This window comes from Variovorax boronicumulans NBRC 103145 (assembly GCF_001591345.1).
Lineage (GTDB): Bacteria > Pseudomonadota > Gammaproteobacteria > Burkholderiales > Burkholderiaceae_C > Variovorax > Variovorax boronicumulans.
In genome coordinates this window covers 1-12,776 of sequence record NZ_BCUS01000152.1, presented here as the reverse complement: position 1 = coordinate 12,776, position 12,776 = coordinate 1, and the positions used below count along the sequence as shown (strand labels likewise).

11 protein-coding genes and 1 pseudogene are annotated in these 12,776 nt (G+C 70.6%); 6 read left to right on the top strand and 6 right to left on the bottom strand.

Translation table 11 applies throughout. From position 1 onward, the window contains the following. The first annotated feature begins 89 nt into the window (after window positions 1-89). Window positions 90-1,001 carry a hypothetical protein gene (locus VBO01S_RS28225; protein WP_062481616.1) on the top strand — a complete coding sequence of 304 codons (912 nt, stop codon included), beginning with the start codon at window positions 90-92 and terminating at the stop codon, window positions 999-1,001. Window positions 1,002-1,143: 142 nt separating this feature from the next. After that, window positions 1,144-3,228 carry an esterase-like activity of phytase family protein gene (locus tag VBO01S_RS28220; RefSeq protein WP_062481613.1) on the top strand — a complete coding sequence of 695 codons (2,085 nt, stop codon included), beginning with the start codon at window positions 1,144-1,146 and terminating at the stop codon, window positions 3,226-3,228. A 6-nt stretch (window positions 3,229-3,234) separates the two neighbouring features. On the opposite strand, the gene VBO01S_RS28215 is transcribed toward VBO01S_RS28220, so the two are convergent. After that, complete coding sequence (locus VBO01S_RS28215; RefSeq protein ID WP_062481611.1) at window positions 3,235-4,107, bottom strand: CoA transferase; 873 nt, start codon at window positions 4,105-4,107, stop codon at window positions 3,235-3,237. Between the two features lie 164 nt (window positions 4,108-4,271). Here VBO01S_RS28215 and VBO01S_RS28210 point away from each other — a divergent pair, with 164 nt between their 5' ends. Then, window positions 4,272-5,174: an SDR family oxidoreductase gene (locus VBO01S_RS28210; RefSeq protein ID WP_062481608.1), complete on the top strand. Its 903-nt coding sequence runs from the start codon at window positions 4,272-4,274 to the stop codon at window positions 5,172-5,174. 3 nt (window positions 5,175-5,177) lie between these two features. Here VBO01S_RS28210 and VBO01S_RS28205 read toward each other — a convergent pair whose 3' ends face one another. Continuing rightward, entirely contained in the window at window positions 5,178-5,636 is a 459-nt protein-coding gene (locus tag VBO01S_RS28205; RefSeq protein WP_062481605.1) for an Lrp/AsnC family transcriptional regulator, read from the bottom strand. Between the two features lie 125 nt (window positions 5,637-5,761). On the opposite strand from VBO01S_RS28205, the gene VBO01S_RS28200 reads away from it, so the two are divergent. Next, window positions 5,762-6,373, top strand: a complete 612-nt coding sequence (locus VBO01S_RS28200; RefSeq protein WP_062481602.1) for a glutathione S-transferase family protein — start codon at window positions 5,762-5,764, stop codon at window positions 6,371-6,373. Between the two features lie 10 nt (window positions 6,374-6,383). Here VBO01S_RS28200 and VBO01S_RS28195 read toward each other — a convergent pair whose 3' ends face one another. Then, entirely contained in the window at window positions 6,384-6,773 is a 390-nt protein-coding gene (locus VBO01S_RS28195) for a DUF488 domain-containing protein (protein WP_062481598.1), read from the bottom strand. A 42-nt stretch (window positions 6,774-6,815) separates the two neighbouring features. Continuing rightward, entirely contained in the window at window positions 6,816-8,693 is a 1,878-nt protein-coding gene (locus VBO01S_RS28190; protein WP_062481595.1) for a PhoX family protein, read from the bottom strand. Between the two features lie 104 nt (window positions 8,694-8,797). On the opposite strand from VBO01S_RS28190, the gene VBO01S_RS28185 reads away from it, so the two are divergent. Together VBO01S_RS28185 and VBO01S_RS28180 are read left to right on the top strand one after the other, a co-directional pair. After that, window positions 8,798-9,625: a crotonase/enoyl-CoA hydratase family protein gene (locus VBO01S_RS28185; protein WP_062481589.1), complete on the top strand. Its 828-nt coding sequence runs from the start codon at window positions 8,798-8,800 to the stop codon at window positions 9,623-9,625. 348 nt (window positions 9,626-9,973) lie between these two features. Next, window positions 9,974-10,255, top strand: a complete 282-nt coding sequence (locus tag VBO01S_RS28180; protein ID WP_255221227.1) for a hypothetical protein — start codon at window positions 9,974-9,976, stop codon at window positions 10,253-10,255. Between the two features lie 30 nt (window positions 10,256-10,285). Here VBO01S_RS28180 and VBO01S_RS28175 read toward each other — a convergent pair whose 3' ends face one another. Together VBO01S_RS28175 and VBO01S_RS28170 are read right to left on the bottom strand one after the other, a co-directional pair. After that, window positions 10,286-11,569: an acyl-CoA dehydrogenase family protein gene (locus tag VBO01S_RS28175; RefSeq protein WP_062481583.1), complete on the bottom strand. Its 1,284-nt coding sequence runs from the start codon at window positions 11,567-11,569 to the stop codon at window positions 10,286-10,288. A 133-nt stretch (window positions 11,570-11,702) separates the two neighbouring features. After that, window positions 11,703-12,776: pseudogene (locus tag VBO01S_RS28170) on the bottom strand (YadA-like family protein); the annotation flags it as partial.

Genomic DNA, 12,776 nt, shown 5'->3' with positions numbered 1-12,776 from the left:
GGCGCCGCGCCAATGGCTGGGCGCGGCGCTGCTGGCGGGGGCGATGCTGCTGCTGGTGCGGCGGAACCGGGGTATCGTGTAGCCCCATGATGAGCAGTTCGCCCCCCGTGCCGGTTTCGTGGAAGCGCATCCTGGCGGTGGCCGCCTGCTGCGGCGTGTCGCTGCTGGCGCAGGCGGCGGCCCCCGAGGCCTCCGCGCCCGCGGGTGCCCAGGCCCTGCGCGCCGAGCACCAGAAGCTCAGCGACAAGCTCGACCAGAGCCGCTTCGGGCGCCCCGTGCAGCTCGACTCCACCGAGACGCCCGGCGGCCTCGAGGGCGACATCTACGCCGTGGTCGAGCACCCGCTGTCGAAGGTCAGCGCGGCGCTCAAGGGCTCGGACCACTGGTGCGAACTGCTCACGCTGCACATCAACAACCGGCGCTGCCGCATCAGCACCTCGCCGCAGGGCAAGGAGACGCTCACGCTGTTCGTGGTGCGCCGCTACGACAAGCCGGTCGACCAGGCCTTCGAGCTGCCATTTGCCTACCGCGTGGCCAGCGCCACGCCCGAGCACCTGCAGGTCGAGATGTCGGCCGACACCGGCCCGTTCGGCACCAGCAACTACCGCGTGCGGCTCGAAGCGGTGGCGCTCGACGAGCGCAAGACCTTCCTGCACTTCAGCTACGGCTATAACCACAACACGATGGTGCGGCTGGCCACGCAGGCCTACCTGGCCACCTTCGGCAGTTCCAAGGTGGGCTTCACCGTGGTGGGCAAGGGCGCCGACGGCCAGCCCGAGTACATCCGCGGCCTGCGCGGGCTGGTGGAGCGCAATGCGATGCGCTACTTCCTCACGCTCGACGCCTACCTGGCCACCGGCGCCAACGACCCGGCCGAGCGCCGGCAGCGCTACTGGTTCGCGGCGGCCGAGCGCTACCCGCGCCAGCTGCACGAGGTCGACCTCGACACCTACCTCGCGGTCAAGCGCGAAGACCGCCAGCGCGACGGCAGCGGCCGCTGAAAAGGCGCCGACCACCGCAACCTTTCGGTTGCAGTTTCACGGGCTTGTCATCTGCCTCGGCACTAATCGCCGGGGCTTGCGCCTTTGCGCGGGCGCATCACAAGGACAACAAGCAATGCGCAAGACAACAAGAGGATCGAGGATGGGATGGCTGGCGCTCGTGGGCGCTGGCGCGGTGCTGACCGCCTGCGGCGGCGGCAACGGCGGCGGGGGCGGCTGGTCGTTCCCCGTGGGCGGTGGCGGCACCACCAATCCGCCCGCTGCACAGTCGAAGACCGGCACCTTCCTCGATGCCGCGGTGGAAGGCCTCGACTACGTGGCCGGCAGCGCCCCCAAGGCCGCCACCAACGCCAAGGGCGAATTCATCTGCAAGGACGGCGAGACCGTCACCTTCAGCGCCGGCGCGCTGGCCCTGGGCAGCGCCGCGTGCGGCGAAGCGATCACCCCGTTGACCCTGGCCGGCGGCAGTGACGTGAAGGCCGATGCCGTGGTCAACCGCCTGCTCGCGCTGCAGAGCTTCGACGAGGACCGCGACCCCGCCAACGGCATCCGCCTGACGCCCGCGCTCAAGGCCGCGCTGACGGCCGGCGCGCTCGATTTCAACGCCTCGCCCGACGCCTTCCACACCGCGCTCAACGCGGTGCTGGCCGCGTTGCCCGCTCCCTACAATGCCCGCATGGTCGACTCGAACCGCCGCATGCTGGCCCGCGAACACTTCGAGGACACGCTGGCCTCGCGCCTGGCCGCACCGGTCACCGAGGCGTCGACGCAAACGAACCAGCTCGGCGCCATCGGCATCGCCGTCACGCGCTACCAGCTGCAGGCCGACACCCGCTTCCACGTGCCCTACGAGGGCGACAGCACGGACATCAAGGCCGACTTCCCCCAGGGCTTCCTGCCGGCCTACGGCTCGGGCTTGGCGTTCAAGGGCAAAGCCGACGACGGCGCGCTCGAGTTCTACGCCATCACCGACCGTGGCCCGAACGGCGACGGCCCGACCGCGCCCGTGCCCGGCGGCGGCGACGGTGTCACCAGCATCAGCAAGGTGTTCCCGGCGCCGTCGTTCGCGCCGAGCTTCGGCATCGTGCGCGTGGGCAAGACCGGCGCGGTGCTCAGCACCAGCGTGCCGCTCAAGCGCGACGCCAACACCAAGATCACCGGCCTGCCGCCGCGCTCGGGCGTGGGCTCGACCGGCGAGACCCCGCTGACCGACCAGTACAAGTTCGACGAAGCCAAGGCCGGCTACGACGCCCACGGCCTCGACCCCGAGACCCTGGTGCTCGACAAGGCGCGCAACGTGCTGTGGACCAGCGACGAGTACGGCCCCTTCATCGCGCGCCTGAACATCGCCAGCGGCGTGGTCGAGAAGAAGTACGCGCCCGGCCCCGGCGCCACCGACCTGCCGGCCGTGCTGGCCCAGCGCCGCCCCAACCGCGGCATGGAAGGCCTGACGCTCGATGTGGCCAGCGGCGTGCTGCACGGCTTCCTGCAAAGCCCGATCGACCCGCGCGACGCCAACGGCAAGTCGATCAAGGCCAAGCCACCGGGCGGCAGCAACACCGACGTGCGCCACATCGCGAAGTTCACGCGCTGGCTCGCGTTCGATCCGGCCACCGAGACCTCGAAGCTCTACGCCTACCCGATCGACGGCAGCCAGTACGACAAGGACCGCACCGGCAACGCCAAGCTCGGCGACATGGTGAGCCTGGGCAACGGCCGCTTCATCGTCATCGAGCAGGGCGCGCGCAAGGGCGACGGCAAGGTGTTCAACAAGCTGATGCTGGTGGAGCTGCCGGCCAACGCGACGAACATTGCCGCCCCGGAGTTCAACCACAACCTGGAGATCAGCAGCATCACGCAGGCCCCCTCGAATGGCGTCGACTACTCGACCGTGGTGACGATGCGAAAGACCGAGCTGCTCGACCTCAACGTGCTGGGCTGGCTGGCCGAGAAGGCCGAGGGCCTGACCATCGTCGACGACCAGACCCTGGCGCTGGTGAACGACAACGACTTCGGCCTGGGCACCGTGCTGCTCGCCGCCGATGGCACCCGCCTGGCCGGCAGCGTGGAAGAGTGCACGGCCGCCGTCGACGGCCAGCTCAGCGGCTGCCCCGCGGGCGCAACCCGGGCGCGCATCACGCGCGGCTCCGACCTGGAGCGGCCGACGCGCATCTGGCTCATCAAGCTCGACCGTAAGCTGAGCGACCTGCGCCTGCCGGCGTCCTGAGCGCCGTCAGTCGGCCAGCGTGAGCAGCGGCACGTCGCGCTCGCGGCCCATGGCCTCCAGCTCGGCGCGCGTGCGCGTCGCGAGCCAGGTGACCAGTGCCGTGTGCGTGGCGGGCGCCATCATGTCCGGCGGCGCCACGCCGGCCACGTCGCACAGGCGCGCCGCGAAGTGCGGCTCCAGCGCCGCCACCGCCACGCGGCCGTCGGCGCAGGGGTAGACCCGGTAGCCGGCGTGCGCGCCGCCCACCGCGCCGTCGGGCTTCGTCAGGCCCCAGGTGCGGGGCAGGGCGAGCCAGTCGGCCGAGGCGTTCAGCGCCACCTCGAGGTACACGCCGCCGCGCTGGCGGGTCTGCTGCAGCACGGCCTTGAGCACCGCTTCGCTCGCCAGCAGCGCGCCGCCCATGTCGGCGTACAGCGTGGGCGGCAGCTCGGTGCCGGTGACGAGGCCGCTTTCGGCGAGGTAGGTCAGGTCGTGGCCCGGCTCCTCCGCACGCTCGCCGGGCGCGCCGACGATGGCGACCTGCGACAGCGCCGGATGCCGCGCCTGCAGCGAGGCCCAGTCGAGCTTCAGCTTCTGCAGCGCCGACGGGCGGAACGAGGTCAGCAGCACGTCGGTGCGGGCCAGCTCGGCGTGCAGCTGCGCCTGGCCGGCCTCGGTCTTCAGGTCGACCGTGCGGACCTCGACGCCCTCGTGCAGCGCGGTGTACGCGGGCCGGTTGTACAGCCCCATCGGATCGCCGCCGGGCGGCTCCAGCTTGAGGCAGGCCGCGCCCATCGTGCGGCAGCGCAGCAGCGCGGCAGGGCCCGGCAGGTTGAGCGCCAGGCTCAGCACGCGCACGCCGTCGAGCGGCAGGAAGGATGCATCGGAGGAACGGGGCATGGGTCGTGTGTCCGGAAGGTCCAGGGGTGAAAGGGAAGGGGGCGCGGCCATTTTCACCCGCCGGCAGAGCCAGATTCCGCAAGCCATGGCGCCCCGGCAGTCGTAGCATGCGGCCGATGGCAGCACGCGCTCCTGCCGCTGCCGCAACGCCAAGGAGACCCCTCATGTTCGAAGCATCCCTGATGCGCGGCCAGCGCATCCTCGTCACCGGCGGCGGCACCGGCCTCGGCCGCGCCATGGCCGAGCGATTCCTGAGCCTGGGCGCCGACGTCGCCATCTGCGGCCGGCGCCAGGCGGTCTGCGAAGAAACCGCTGCCGCCTGGCGCCAGCAGTTTCCCGATCGGCGCATCGATGCCTTCGGCGTCGACATCCGCATCGCGCAGCAGGTCGATGAGATGGTCGAGAGCCTGTTCCAGAGCGGCGGGCTCACCGGCCTTGTGAACAACGCGGCGGGCAACTTCGTCTCGCCGACCGAGAACCTCTCGCCGCGCGCCTTCGACGCCGTGGCCAACATCGTGTTCCACGGCAGCTTCTACGTGACGCAGGCGGTGGGCAAGCGCTGGGTGGCGCAGGCCAAGTCGGGCGCGTGGAAGCCGGGCGACGCCTTCCGCAGTGTGATGAGCATCATCGTCACCTGGGTCGACAACGGCAGCCCGTACGTCGTGCCTTCGGCCATGAGCAAGGCGGGCATCGAGGTCATGACCAAGTCGCTCGCGGTGGAGTGGGCGCGCCACGGCATCCGCCTGAACGCGGTGGGCCCCGGCGAGATCCCGACCGAAGGCATGAGCAAGCGCCTGAACCCCGGCGAGGAACCCGGCGCGCGCAGCATCAAGACCAACCCGATGGCGCGCGTGGGCCGCATGAGCGAGCTGCAGAACCTCGCGTCCTTCCTGATGGCGCCGGGCCAGTGCGACTGGCTCACGGGCCAGAGCATCATGATGGACGGCGGCAATGCGCTGGCCACCGGCGGCAACTTCTACGAGCTGCGCGAGTGGAGCGACGCCGACTGGCTGGCCGCGCGCGAACGCATCGAGGCGCAGAACCAGAAGGACAAGGCGCAGCGCTGACGCTTACTTGCGCGGCGCCTTAGCCGCACCCACGGTGACCTGCTTGCGCACGGGGCTCGACAGCACGAGCGAGGTGGTCACCGAACCGTCGACCGCGAGTGCGTCCACCACGCGCTCCAGGTCGGTCGGCTCGGCGATGGCGCAGCGCACGAAGAAGCAGTCGGCGCCGGTCACGCGGTCCACCGCGAGCACCTCGGGCATGGCCTCGAAGAGCGCGAGGTAGCGCGCAATGGCCGCGTGCGTGGTGTCGATGCGGATGATGGCCTCCAGCCCCACGCCCAGCGCGCGCAGGTTCACGCGCGCGCCGTAGCCCTCGATCACGCCCGCATGCTCGAGCTTGCGCACGCGCTCGCTCATCGCCGGCTGCGACAGGCCGATGCGCTTGCCGATCGCGGCCAGGCTCTGGCGCGCGTCGGTCTGCAGGGCTTCGAGGATGAGGCGGTCTTTCTTGTCGAGGGTCATGGCGTGCGGCGAAAGAAGAGGGGACCGATGATCGATCGGTAGTCGGCGCCGATTTTCGATGGGTTGCCCTTCTGCGCGCGCGGCGCGGGCGCTATGGTGGCAGTCATCTTTTTCCAGGAGACCCCATGCAACTCGTCGGCATGCTCGACTCGCCCTTCGTTCGCCGCGCCGCGATCTCGCTGCGCCTGCTCGGCTTCGCTTTCGAGCACCGCTCGATCTCGGTCTTCAGCACCTTTGAGCAGTTCCGCGCGATCAACCCGGTGGTGAAGGCCCCGACGCTGGTGGGCGACGACGGCACGGTGCTGATGGATTCGACGCTCATCATCGACTATGCGCAGGTTGTGGCGGGGCGCAGCTTGTTTCCTGCCGATCCGGCCGATCGGTTGCGCGACCTGCGCCTCACGGGGCTCGCGCTCGCGGCCTGCGAGAAGACGGTGCAGATCGTCTACGAGCGCAACCTGCGCCCCAGTGAGAAGCAGCACCAGCCGTGGGTCGATCGCGTGCAGGGCCAGCTGAATACGGCCTATGCCGAGGTGGAGCGCGAACTGGCGGCTGCGCCGCTGGCGGCACCCGCAGAAAACACGATCACGCAGGGCGGTCTTTCGACGGCGGTGGCCTGGACCTTCACGCAATTCATCCTGCCCGACGCCGTGCGCTCGTCGGACTTTCCACTGCTCGCCGCGTACACGGCACAGGCCGAGCAACTGCCGGTGTTCGTCGGCGCACCGCTGGTCTGAACAAGCGCACTCAGGCCGCGATGTCCGCCCCGCGCTCGGCCAGCAGGCCGCGCAGCAGCGAGCGGTGGCAGTGCGACTCGTCCTCGCAGTAGCAGCCGACCGCGAGCGCGGCGGTGTGCGAGAGCGCCGCGAGCAGGTCGAGGCTGCGGCTCGCGTCGGCCTCGGCCATCTCGGCCTTGTACTTGCGCATGAAGGCATTCCATTGCGCTGGCGTCTCGGCTTCCTGCCCCAGCTTCATCGTCTCGGCCGACGGCGCGAGGTTGGGGTACCACACGTCGTACCAGTTCTGCGAGGCGAACTCGGTCTTCGGCACGCCGCGTGGCGGGCGGCGCACGGTGCCGATGCGCAGGCCTTCGCCGGGTGCGCGCGGGGTGCCGAGGCGGACGATGCGGATGCTCATGACGGGGATCTCCTGGGGCTGTTGTTGTGATGTGTTCGACGGTCAGGTGCCGACGATACCGCCGTCGCGCCGGCGGATCGCCAGCGTGGCCGAGCGCGGTCGCGCGCTGCCGGGCGCCGTGCCGTGGGGCCAGGCGCTGTTGTGCTTCGCGTCGCCGTCGTCGCGCGACTCGCCCGGGTGCTGGATGTTGACGAACAGCGTGCGCCGGTCGGGCGTGACCACGCAGCCCGTGATCTCGCAGCCGTTGGGCCCGGTCAGGAAGCGCTGGATGCGGCCCGTGGCCGGGTCGGCGCACAGCATCTGGTTGTTGCCGAGCGCGGCGTAGGGCGGCTTGCCCATGGACTGCCCGCTCATGTCGGTCTGGATCCACAGCAGCCCGCCGCTGTCGAAGTGCAGGCCGTCGGGGCAGCCGAACGCGTCGGCATGCTCGCCGGGGTAGCGCGTGCCGGCGCCGGGCTGCGCGGGGTCGCCTGCGAGCGCGTAGTGGTCCCACGCGAAGGTGGTGCTCGCCGCATCGCCACCGTCCTCGCGCCAGCGCAGGATGCCGCCGAAGAAGTTGGGCGCACGCGGGTTGGCGGCGTCGGCGCCGGGCTTGCCGAGGTCGCCGCGCTGTGTGTTGTTGGTGAGCGTGATGTACACCTCGCCGCTGTGCGGATGCACGGCGATCCATTCGGGGCGGTCCATCTTCGTGCCGCCGACGATGTCGCCCGCCAGCCGCGCGTGGATCAGCACTTCGGCCTGGTTGGCGAAGCCGCTGGCGGCGTCGATGCCATGGCGCCCGTGCACGAGTTCGAGCCAGCGCCCGCGCCCGTCGGCGTCGAAGCGCGCGACGTGCAGCGTGCCTTCGTCGAGCAGGTGCCGGTTGGCGGCGCGCGCGGCGGCATCGGTGCCGGGGCGCACGGGGTCGCGGCTCACGAACTTGTAGATGTATTCGAAGCGCGCGTCGTCGCCCATGTAGACCACCACGCGGCCGTCCTTCGCCACGGTGCAGGTCGCGCTTTCCTGCCGCTTGCGGCCGAGCGCAGTGCGCTTGACGGGGACCGACTCGGGGTCGAAGGGATCGATCTCGACCACCCAGCCGAAGCGGTGCGGCTCGTTCGGATGGCGGCTCAGGTCGAAGCGTTCGTCGAAGCGCCAGTACTCCACCCACTGCGCGCCCGGCACCGTGCCATAGCGGCGCTGCGCGGGTGTCGCGTGGTTTGCGGCCTCTTTGGGGCCGCCGAAGTAGCCGTGGAAGTTCTCCTCGCAGGTCAGGTAGGTGCCCCAGGGCGTGACGCCCATCGCGCAGTTGGCGAAGGTGCCGAAGACGCCGGTGCCCGCCGGGTCGGCGGCGGTGCGCATCAGCGGCGTGCCCGCGGCGGGGCCGGCGATGCGCATCGGTGTGCGGCCGTGCACGCGGCGCGCGTAGGGCGAGGGCAGCACCTGGCGCCAGCCTTCGTGTGTGCGGCGGACCTCGATCACCGACACGCCCATCGCATGCAGCGACTTGCGGACCTTGTCGGCGTTCCAGGCCTTCACGCCGTCGGTGTGCAGCAGTTGCTCGTCGGTGTACTCGTGGTTCATCACGAGCAGGCCGCGTTCGCCGCGCGCATCGAGCGCGAAGAAGTGCATGCCGTCGTGGTGCATGCCGGCCTGCAGGGCCTGCTCGTCGGCGCTGTTGCCGGCGTCGGGCGCGAAGGCCGGCATGCGGCCCGCAACGCCCGTGGGCGCGCCCCAGGGGTAGAGCATCTGCCACTCGTACTCCGGCGGCACCACCACCGCGTCGCGTTGCGAAATGGGCACGCTGGTGAAGAAGCCCGCCGGGCTTGTCGCGCCCGTGGAAGGCGGCAGCTGCGAGCGCGCGCAGCCCTGGCCGAACAGCGCGACGACGGCGGCGGTGGCGCCCGATTGCAGGAGAAAGTGACGGCGGTCCAGAGGCATGGCGAGGCGGCGGAGGTGTTGGGTCGGCGACAGTGCGCATCATCGCCCAGCGGCCCGGTCGCGCGATACTGAGCCGATACCCGGACACCGACAGGAGACATGCAATGAGCGACCGTATCGAATGGACCCGCCACGCCGACGGCGTGGTGGAACTGCAGCTGGCGCGCGCCGACAAGATGAACGCGCTCGACCCCGCGATGTTCGACGCGCTGGTCCAGGCGGGCGAAGCGCTGCGGGGCGACAAGAGCGTGCGCGCCGTCGTCATCGCGGGCCGCGGCAAGGCCTTCTGCGCGGGGCTCGACATGGCGTCGTTCGAACGCATGGGGCAGGGCGCCGCCAGCGACGTGCTGGGCGCCGCGGCCGGCGGCACCGACCTGGTCGCGCGCACGCACGGCCTCTCGAACGCCGCGCAGCAGGTGGCGATGGTGTGGCGCGAAGTGCCAGTGCCCGTCATCGCGGCCGTGCACGGCGTGGCCTTCGGCGGCGGGCTACAAGTGGCGCTGGGCGCCGACATCCGGCTCGTGGCGGCCGACACCAGGCTGTCGGTGATGGAGATCAAGTGGGGCCTCGTGCCCGACATGGCCGGCATGGTGCTGATGCGCGAACTGGCGCGCACCGACGTCGTGCGCGAACTCACCTTCACCGGCCGCATCTTCTCGGGCGAAGAGGCCGTGCGCCTGGGCCTGGCCACGCGCGTGGCCGCCGACCCGCTGGCCGAGGCGCTGCAGATGGCGCACGAGATCGCCGCCAAGAGCCCCGACGCCATTCGCGCCGGCAAGCGGCTGCTGAACGCGTCGCTCGCGCACAGCGCCGCCGAGTTGCTGATCGCCGAGTCGGTCGAGCAGCAGGCGCTGATCGGCAGCCCCAACCAGCTCGAGGCCGTGAAGGCCAACATCGAGCGGCGGGCGCCGCAGTTCAGCGCGCCGGCCTGAGTTTCTTCTTCTCGTTTTTTCTTGCGTTCCTCGCGGTGCGGACACCGCGAGGCGCAGCTGTTTGCGCGCCCGTTTCGGCCGGCCGAAGCGGTGGTCGCAACATTTCGTATGCCAAAAATCGTACACAAAGCGCGCCATCCGTGTCTTTGTGTAAGAATTAAGTAGTTGTTTTCCCGAGTAATTCGGTGGAATTGACCGCACTTTGTGTGCAGAAGGTCACGTCTTGCCGTATGCCCTCGGTCGGGAAAATGACTATCGGAGTCACACTCGAAAACAATTAATCAACTTTTGCTTTGGCTAGCGACGGCGTTCCGCATGTCGACGAATACGTTTTTTTGCAATCTCAGCGTGCCCATCCTCGTGGGCGAGGACCGCTACAAGTACGTCCCGATCGTGGGGGTGTTTCGCAGCATCCCCATCGAGCAGGTCGACGAGTGGGTGATGCACCCCGACGGCCGTCCGCGCAGCGATCGCGAACTCGCCGCCGAAGTGCTGATCGAAATCCGCAAGCCGCTCGGCACCAGCGGCCACACGGCGCCGAACGCCTTCGACGTCGCCGACATCCTGCAGCTCGATCGCGCGGCCGCCATCGTGGTGTCGACCTTTCTCGCGGCGCTGCCGCGGGTCTGAACACCGCCTCGCGGCTTCTTTCTTTCCGTCTCAGCTCGCGATGGCGCCGACCGCCCAGTAGAAGGTCGGCCGCGCACCGTTGAGCAGGTGGTCGCCCACCACGCGTCCCTTGTAGATCGTCGGGTTGTGCGACGCCAGCGTGCGCGCATTGCGCCAGTGCCGGTCGAGCCGCCGGTCTTCCTGCAGCGCCGAGGCGCCGCCGATGTCGAACAGCCGCGTGCCCGCCTGCAGCACCGCGTCGACGATGCCGGCCTGCGCCTTGGCGGTGTTCAGCTCCACCTCGAACAGCAACTGCTCGGGCACGGCCTCGCCGCGCTGCAGGTGGCGATCGACCTCGCCCAGGCCGCGCGCCACCGCCTGCACGGTCGACGCGGCCACGAAGGCCGTGCTCGCGAGCTGGCCGATCACCTGCTGCACCAGCGGGTCTTCGCGCGGCGTGGCGCCGCTGCCGTGGCTGTAGACGCGCTTGCGCGGCTGCACGAAGGCCACCGCATCGCGCACGATGGCGCGTGCGATGCCCGCCAGCGTTGCCAGGTGCGTGAGCTGGAAATGCGCGGTGAGCGGCGTGGGCTGGTCGCGCACGTACAGCAGCACGTGCTCGGGCTTCACGCGCACCTGGCGAAAGCGCGTCGTGCCCGAGGCGCTCAGGCGCTGGCCGAAGCCGCGCCAGTCGTCGACACGCTCGACGCCCGCCGCTTCCGCCGGCACGAGGGCGATCACGCGGTCGCTGCTGCCGTCGTCGTTCAGGCGCTGGGCCGCGACCGAGATCCAGTCGGCATAGAGCGTGCCGGTGCTGTAGAACTTGTCGCCGTCCAGGCGCCATGTATCGGCGCTCTGCACGTCGCGCGTGAGCGTGGTCTGCAATGCGCCGAGTGCGCCTTCGCCGAGCTCGGTGGTCGCGTTGCCGAAGATCACGCCGTCGGCCGCCAGGCGCATCCACGGGCCGTGCAGCGCGGGGTCGATCTCGGCGAACAGGCGCTCGATGAAGCCGAAGTGCGCGCGAAGGATCTGCGGCAGGTTGGAGTCGGCCTCGCCGAGTTCGATCAGCAGGTCGTACAGCTGCTCGACCGATGCACCGAGACCGCCGTGCGCGAGCGGTACGCGCAGTGCGCCGAAGCGCGCGGCCTTGAGCCAGGTCACCGGCGCGTAGGCCAGTTCGCGGCCGTTCTCGCGCTGCGCCGCGTGCTCGGCGATGCGCGCGAAGACGGGGCGGAAGCGCTCGGCGAGTTGCTGGGAAGAGGGTGCGAGCGTGGAAGGGCGGGCGGGGGCCGTGGGCGCGGCGGGGCGCGTCGGCGTGTCGTGGATGGATGCCATGGAGAGCCGGGCGGCCCCGAGGGCGCGCCGGAAAAGAGCGATACAGGCGTGGGACTGTGCCCGCGCCAGGCCGTCGCTGGGAAATACGCTTTTCGTGTTTTCTTATGCGCGGCGGGCGGGCTGCGCCGTCGCGTCAGAACTCGCCCTTCAGCCCCACGCGCACGCCCACCGATCCGCTCGCGCCGCTGACTCCGGCGGAGAGCGCCAGCGGCATGTCCGTCGCGAGGCGGTGCACGACGCTGGCACCCATCGCGGAGTGGCCCTTGTAGTTCGCCAGCTGCGCGGCCCAGCTGGTCTTGCCCGGTGCGGACGGCATCGGCGCATCGCCCATCGCCATCGCCGCGGCCACGCCCTTGGCCGCGAAGCTGCGCGCCTCCGACACCGCGGCCGCCGTCAGCTGCTGGGCCTGCTGCAGATTGACCGCGTCGGTGGGCAGCACGCCGGGCGCCACGTTGGCGATGCTGCGCGTCTGGCCGGTGGCGGCGTTGCCCACCGACACCGAGTTGTCGCGCGTGGCCACCGAGCCCTGACCGAGGGCGACCGAGTTCGATCCCGCGGCCAGCGTGTTGGCGCCCAGCGCCACCGCGTTGTTGCCGGTGGCGATGGCGTCGTTGCCGACGGCGGTCGTCGGATCGGCCAGCGCCTTCGCGCCCGCGCCGATCGCCACCGAGCCTGCGTAGCGCGCCTGCGCCCCGTTGCCCATCGCCGTGGTGTTGTCGCCCTGGGCCGTGGCATTGGTGCCCAGCGCCGTGGCGCCCGTGCCCGTGGCCTGCGTGCCGGTGCCGCAGGTCACGTTGCCGCCGCTGAAGCTGCACAGGCCGTTGGACAGCGCCTGGTTCATGACGCCCTGCAAGGCGGCGATCTGCTGCATCGTGAAGGTGTTGGCCGTGATCAGCGCGCCTTGCTGCACCTGCTGCAGCTGGCCGACGTTGGCGGCGTCGGTGGCGGCGACGCCCGCGCGCACGTTGCTCAGCGTGGTGCCGGCGCCGCCGTTGGCGTTCAGCGCGACCTGGGCACCGCCCGCGCCGTATTGCACGGAGTTGTTCGCCATGCCCAGTGCGGTGTTGGCCGTGCCTTGCGCAGCGACGGCGGTGGCCTTGGCATCCGTGGCGCTGGCTTGCGCGCCCTGCGCCGCACCGAGGGCCGTGTTGGCGGTGCCCTGGGCCGTGGCTGCGGCTGTGGTCGCGGTGTTGGCCGTGCCCTGGGC

Bases quoted from the DNA above. Each gene is read 5' to 3' on its own strand.
- VBO01S_RS28205 (WP_062481605.1), bottom strand. From the start codon at position 5,636: ATGACCCTCGACAAGAAAGACCGCCTCATCCTCGAAGCCCTGCAGACC.
- VBO01S_RS28195 (WP_062481598.1), bottom strand. From the start codon at position 6,773: ATGAGCATCCGCATCGTCCGCCTCGGCACCCCGCGCGCACCCGGCGAA.
- VBO01S_RS28215 (WP_062481611.1), bottom strand. From the start codon at position 4,107: ATGCCCCGTTCCTCCGATGCATCCTTCCTGCCGCTCGACGGCGTGCGC.
- VBO01S_RS28210 (WP_062481608.1), top strand. From the start codon at position 4,272: ATGTTCGAAGCATCCCTGATGCGCGGCCAGCGCATCCTCGTCACCGGC.
- VBO01S_RS28225 (WP_062481616.1), top strand. From the start codon at position 90: ATGAGCAGTTCGCCCCCCGTGCCGGTTTCGTGGAAGCGCATCCTGGCG.
- VBO01S_RS28200 (WP_062481602.1), top strand. From the start codon at position 5,762: ATGCAACTCGTCGGCATGCTCGACTCGCCCTTCGTTCGCCGCGCCGCG.
- VBO01S_RS28175 (WP_062481583.1), bottom strand. From the start codon at position 11,569: ATGGCATCCATCCACGACACGCCGACGCGCCCCGCCGCGCCCACGGCC.
- VBO01S_RS28220 (WP_062481613.1), top strand. From the start codon at position 1,144: ATGGGATGGCTGGCGCTCGTGGGCGCTGGCGCGGTGCTGACCGCCTGC.
- VBO01S_RS28190 (WP_062481595.1), bottom strand. From the start codon at position 8,693: ATGCCTCTGGACCGCCGTCACTTTCTCCTGCAATCGGGCGCCACCGCC.
- VBO01S_RS28185 (WP_062481589.1), top strand. From the start codon at position 8,798: ATGAGCGACCGTATCGAATGGACCCGCCACGCCGACGGCGTGGTGGAA.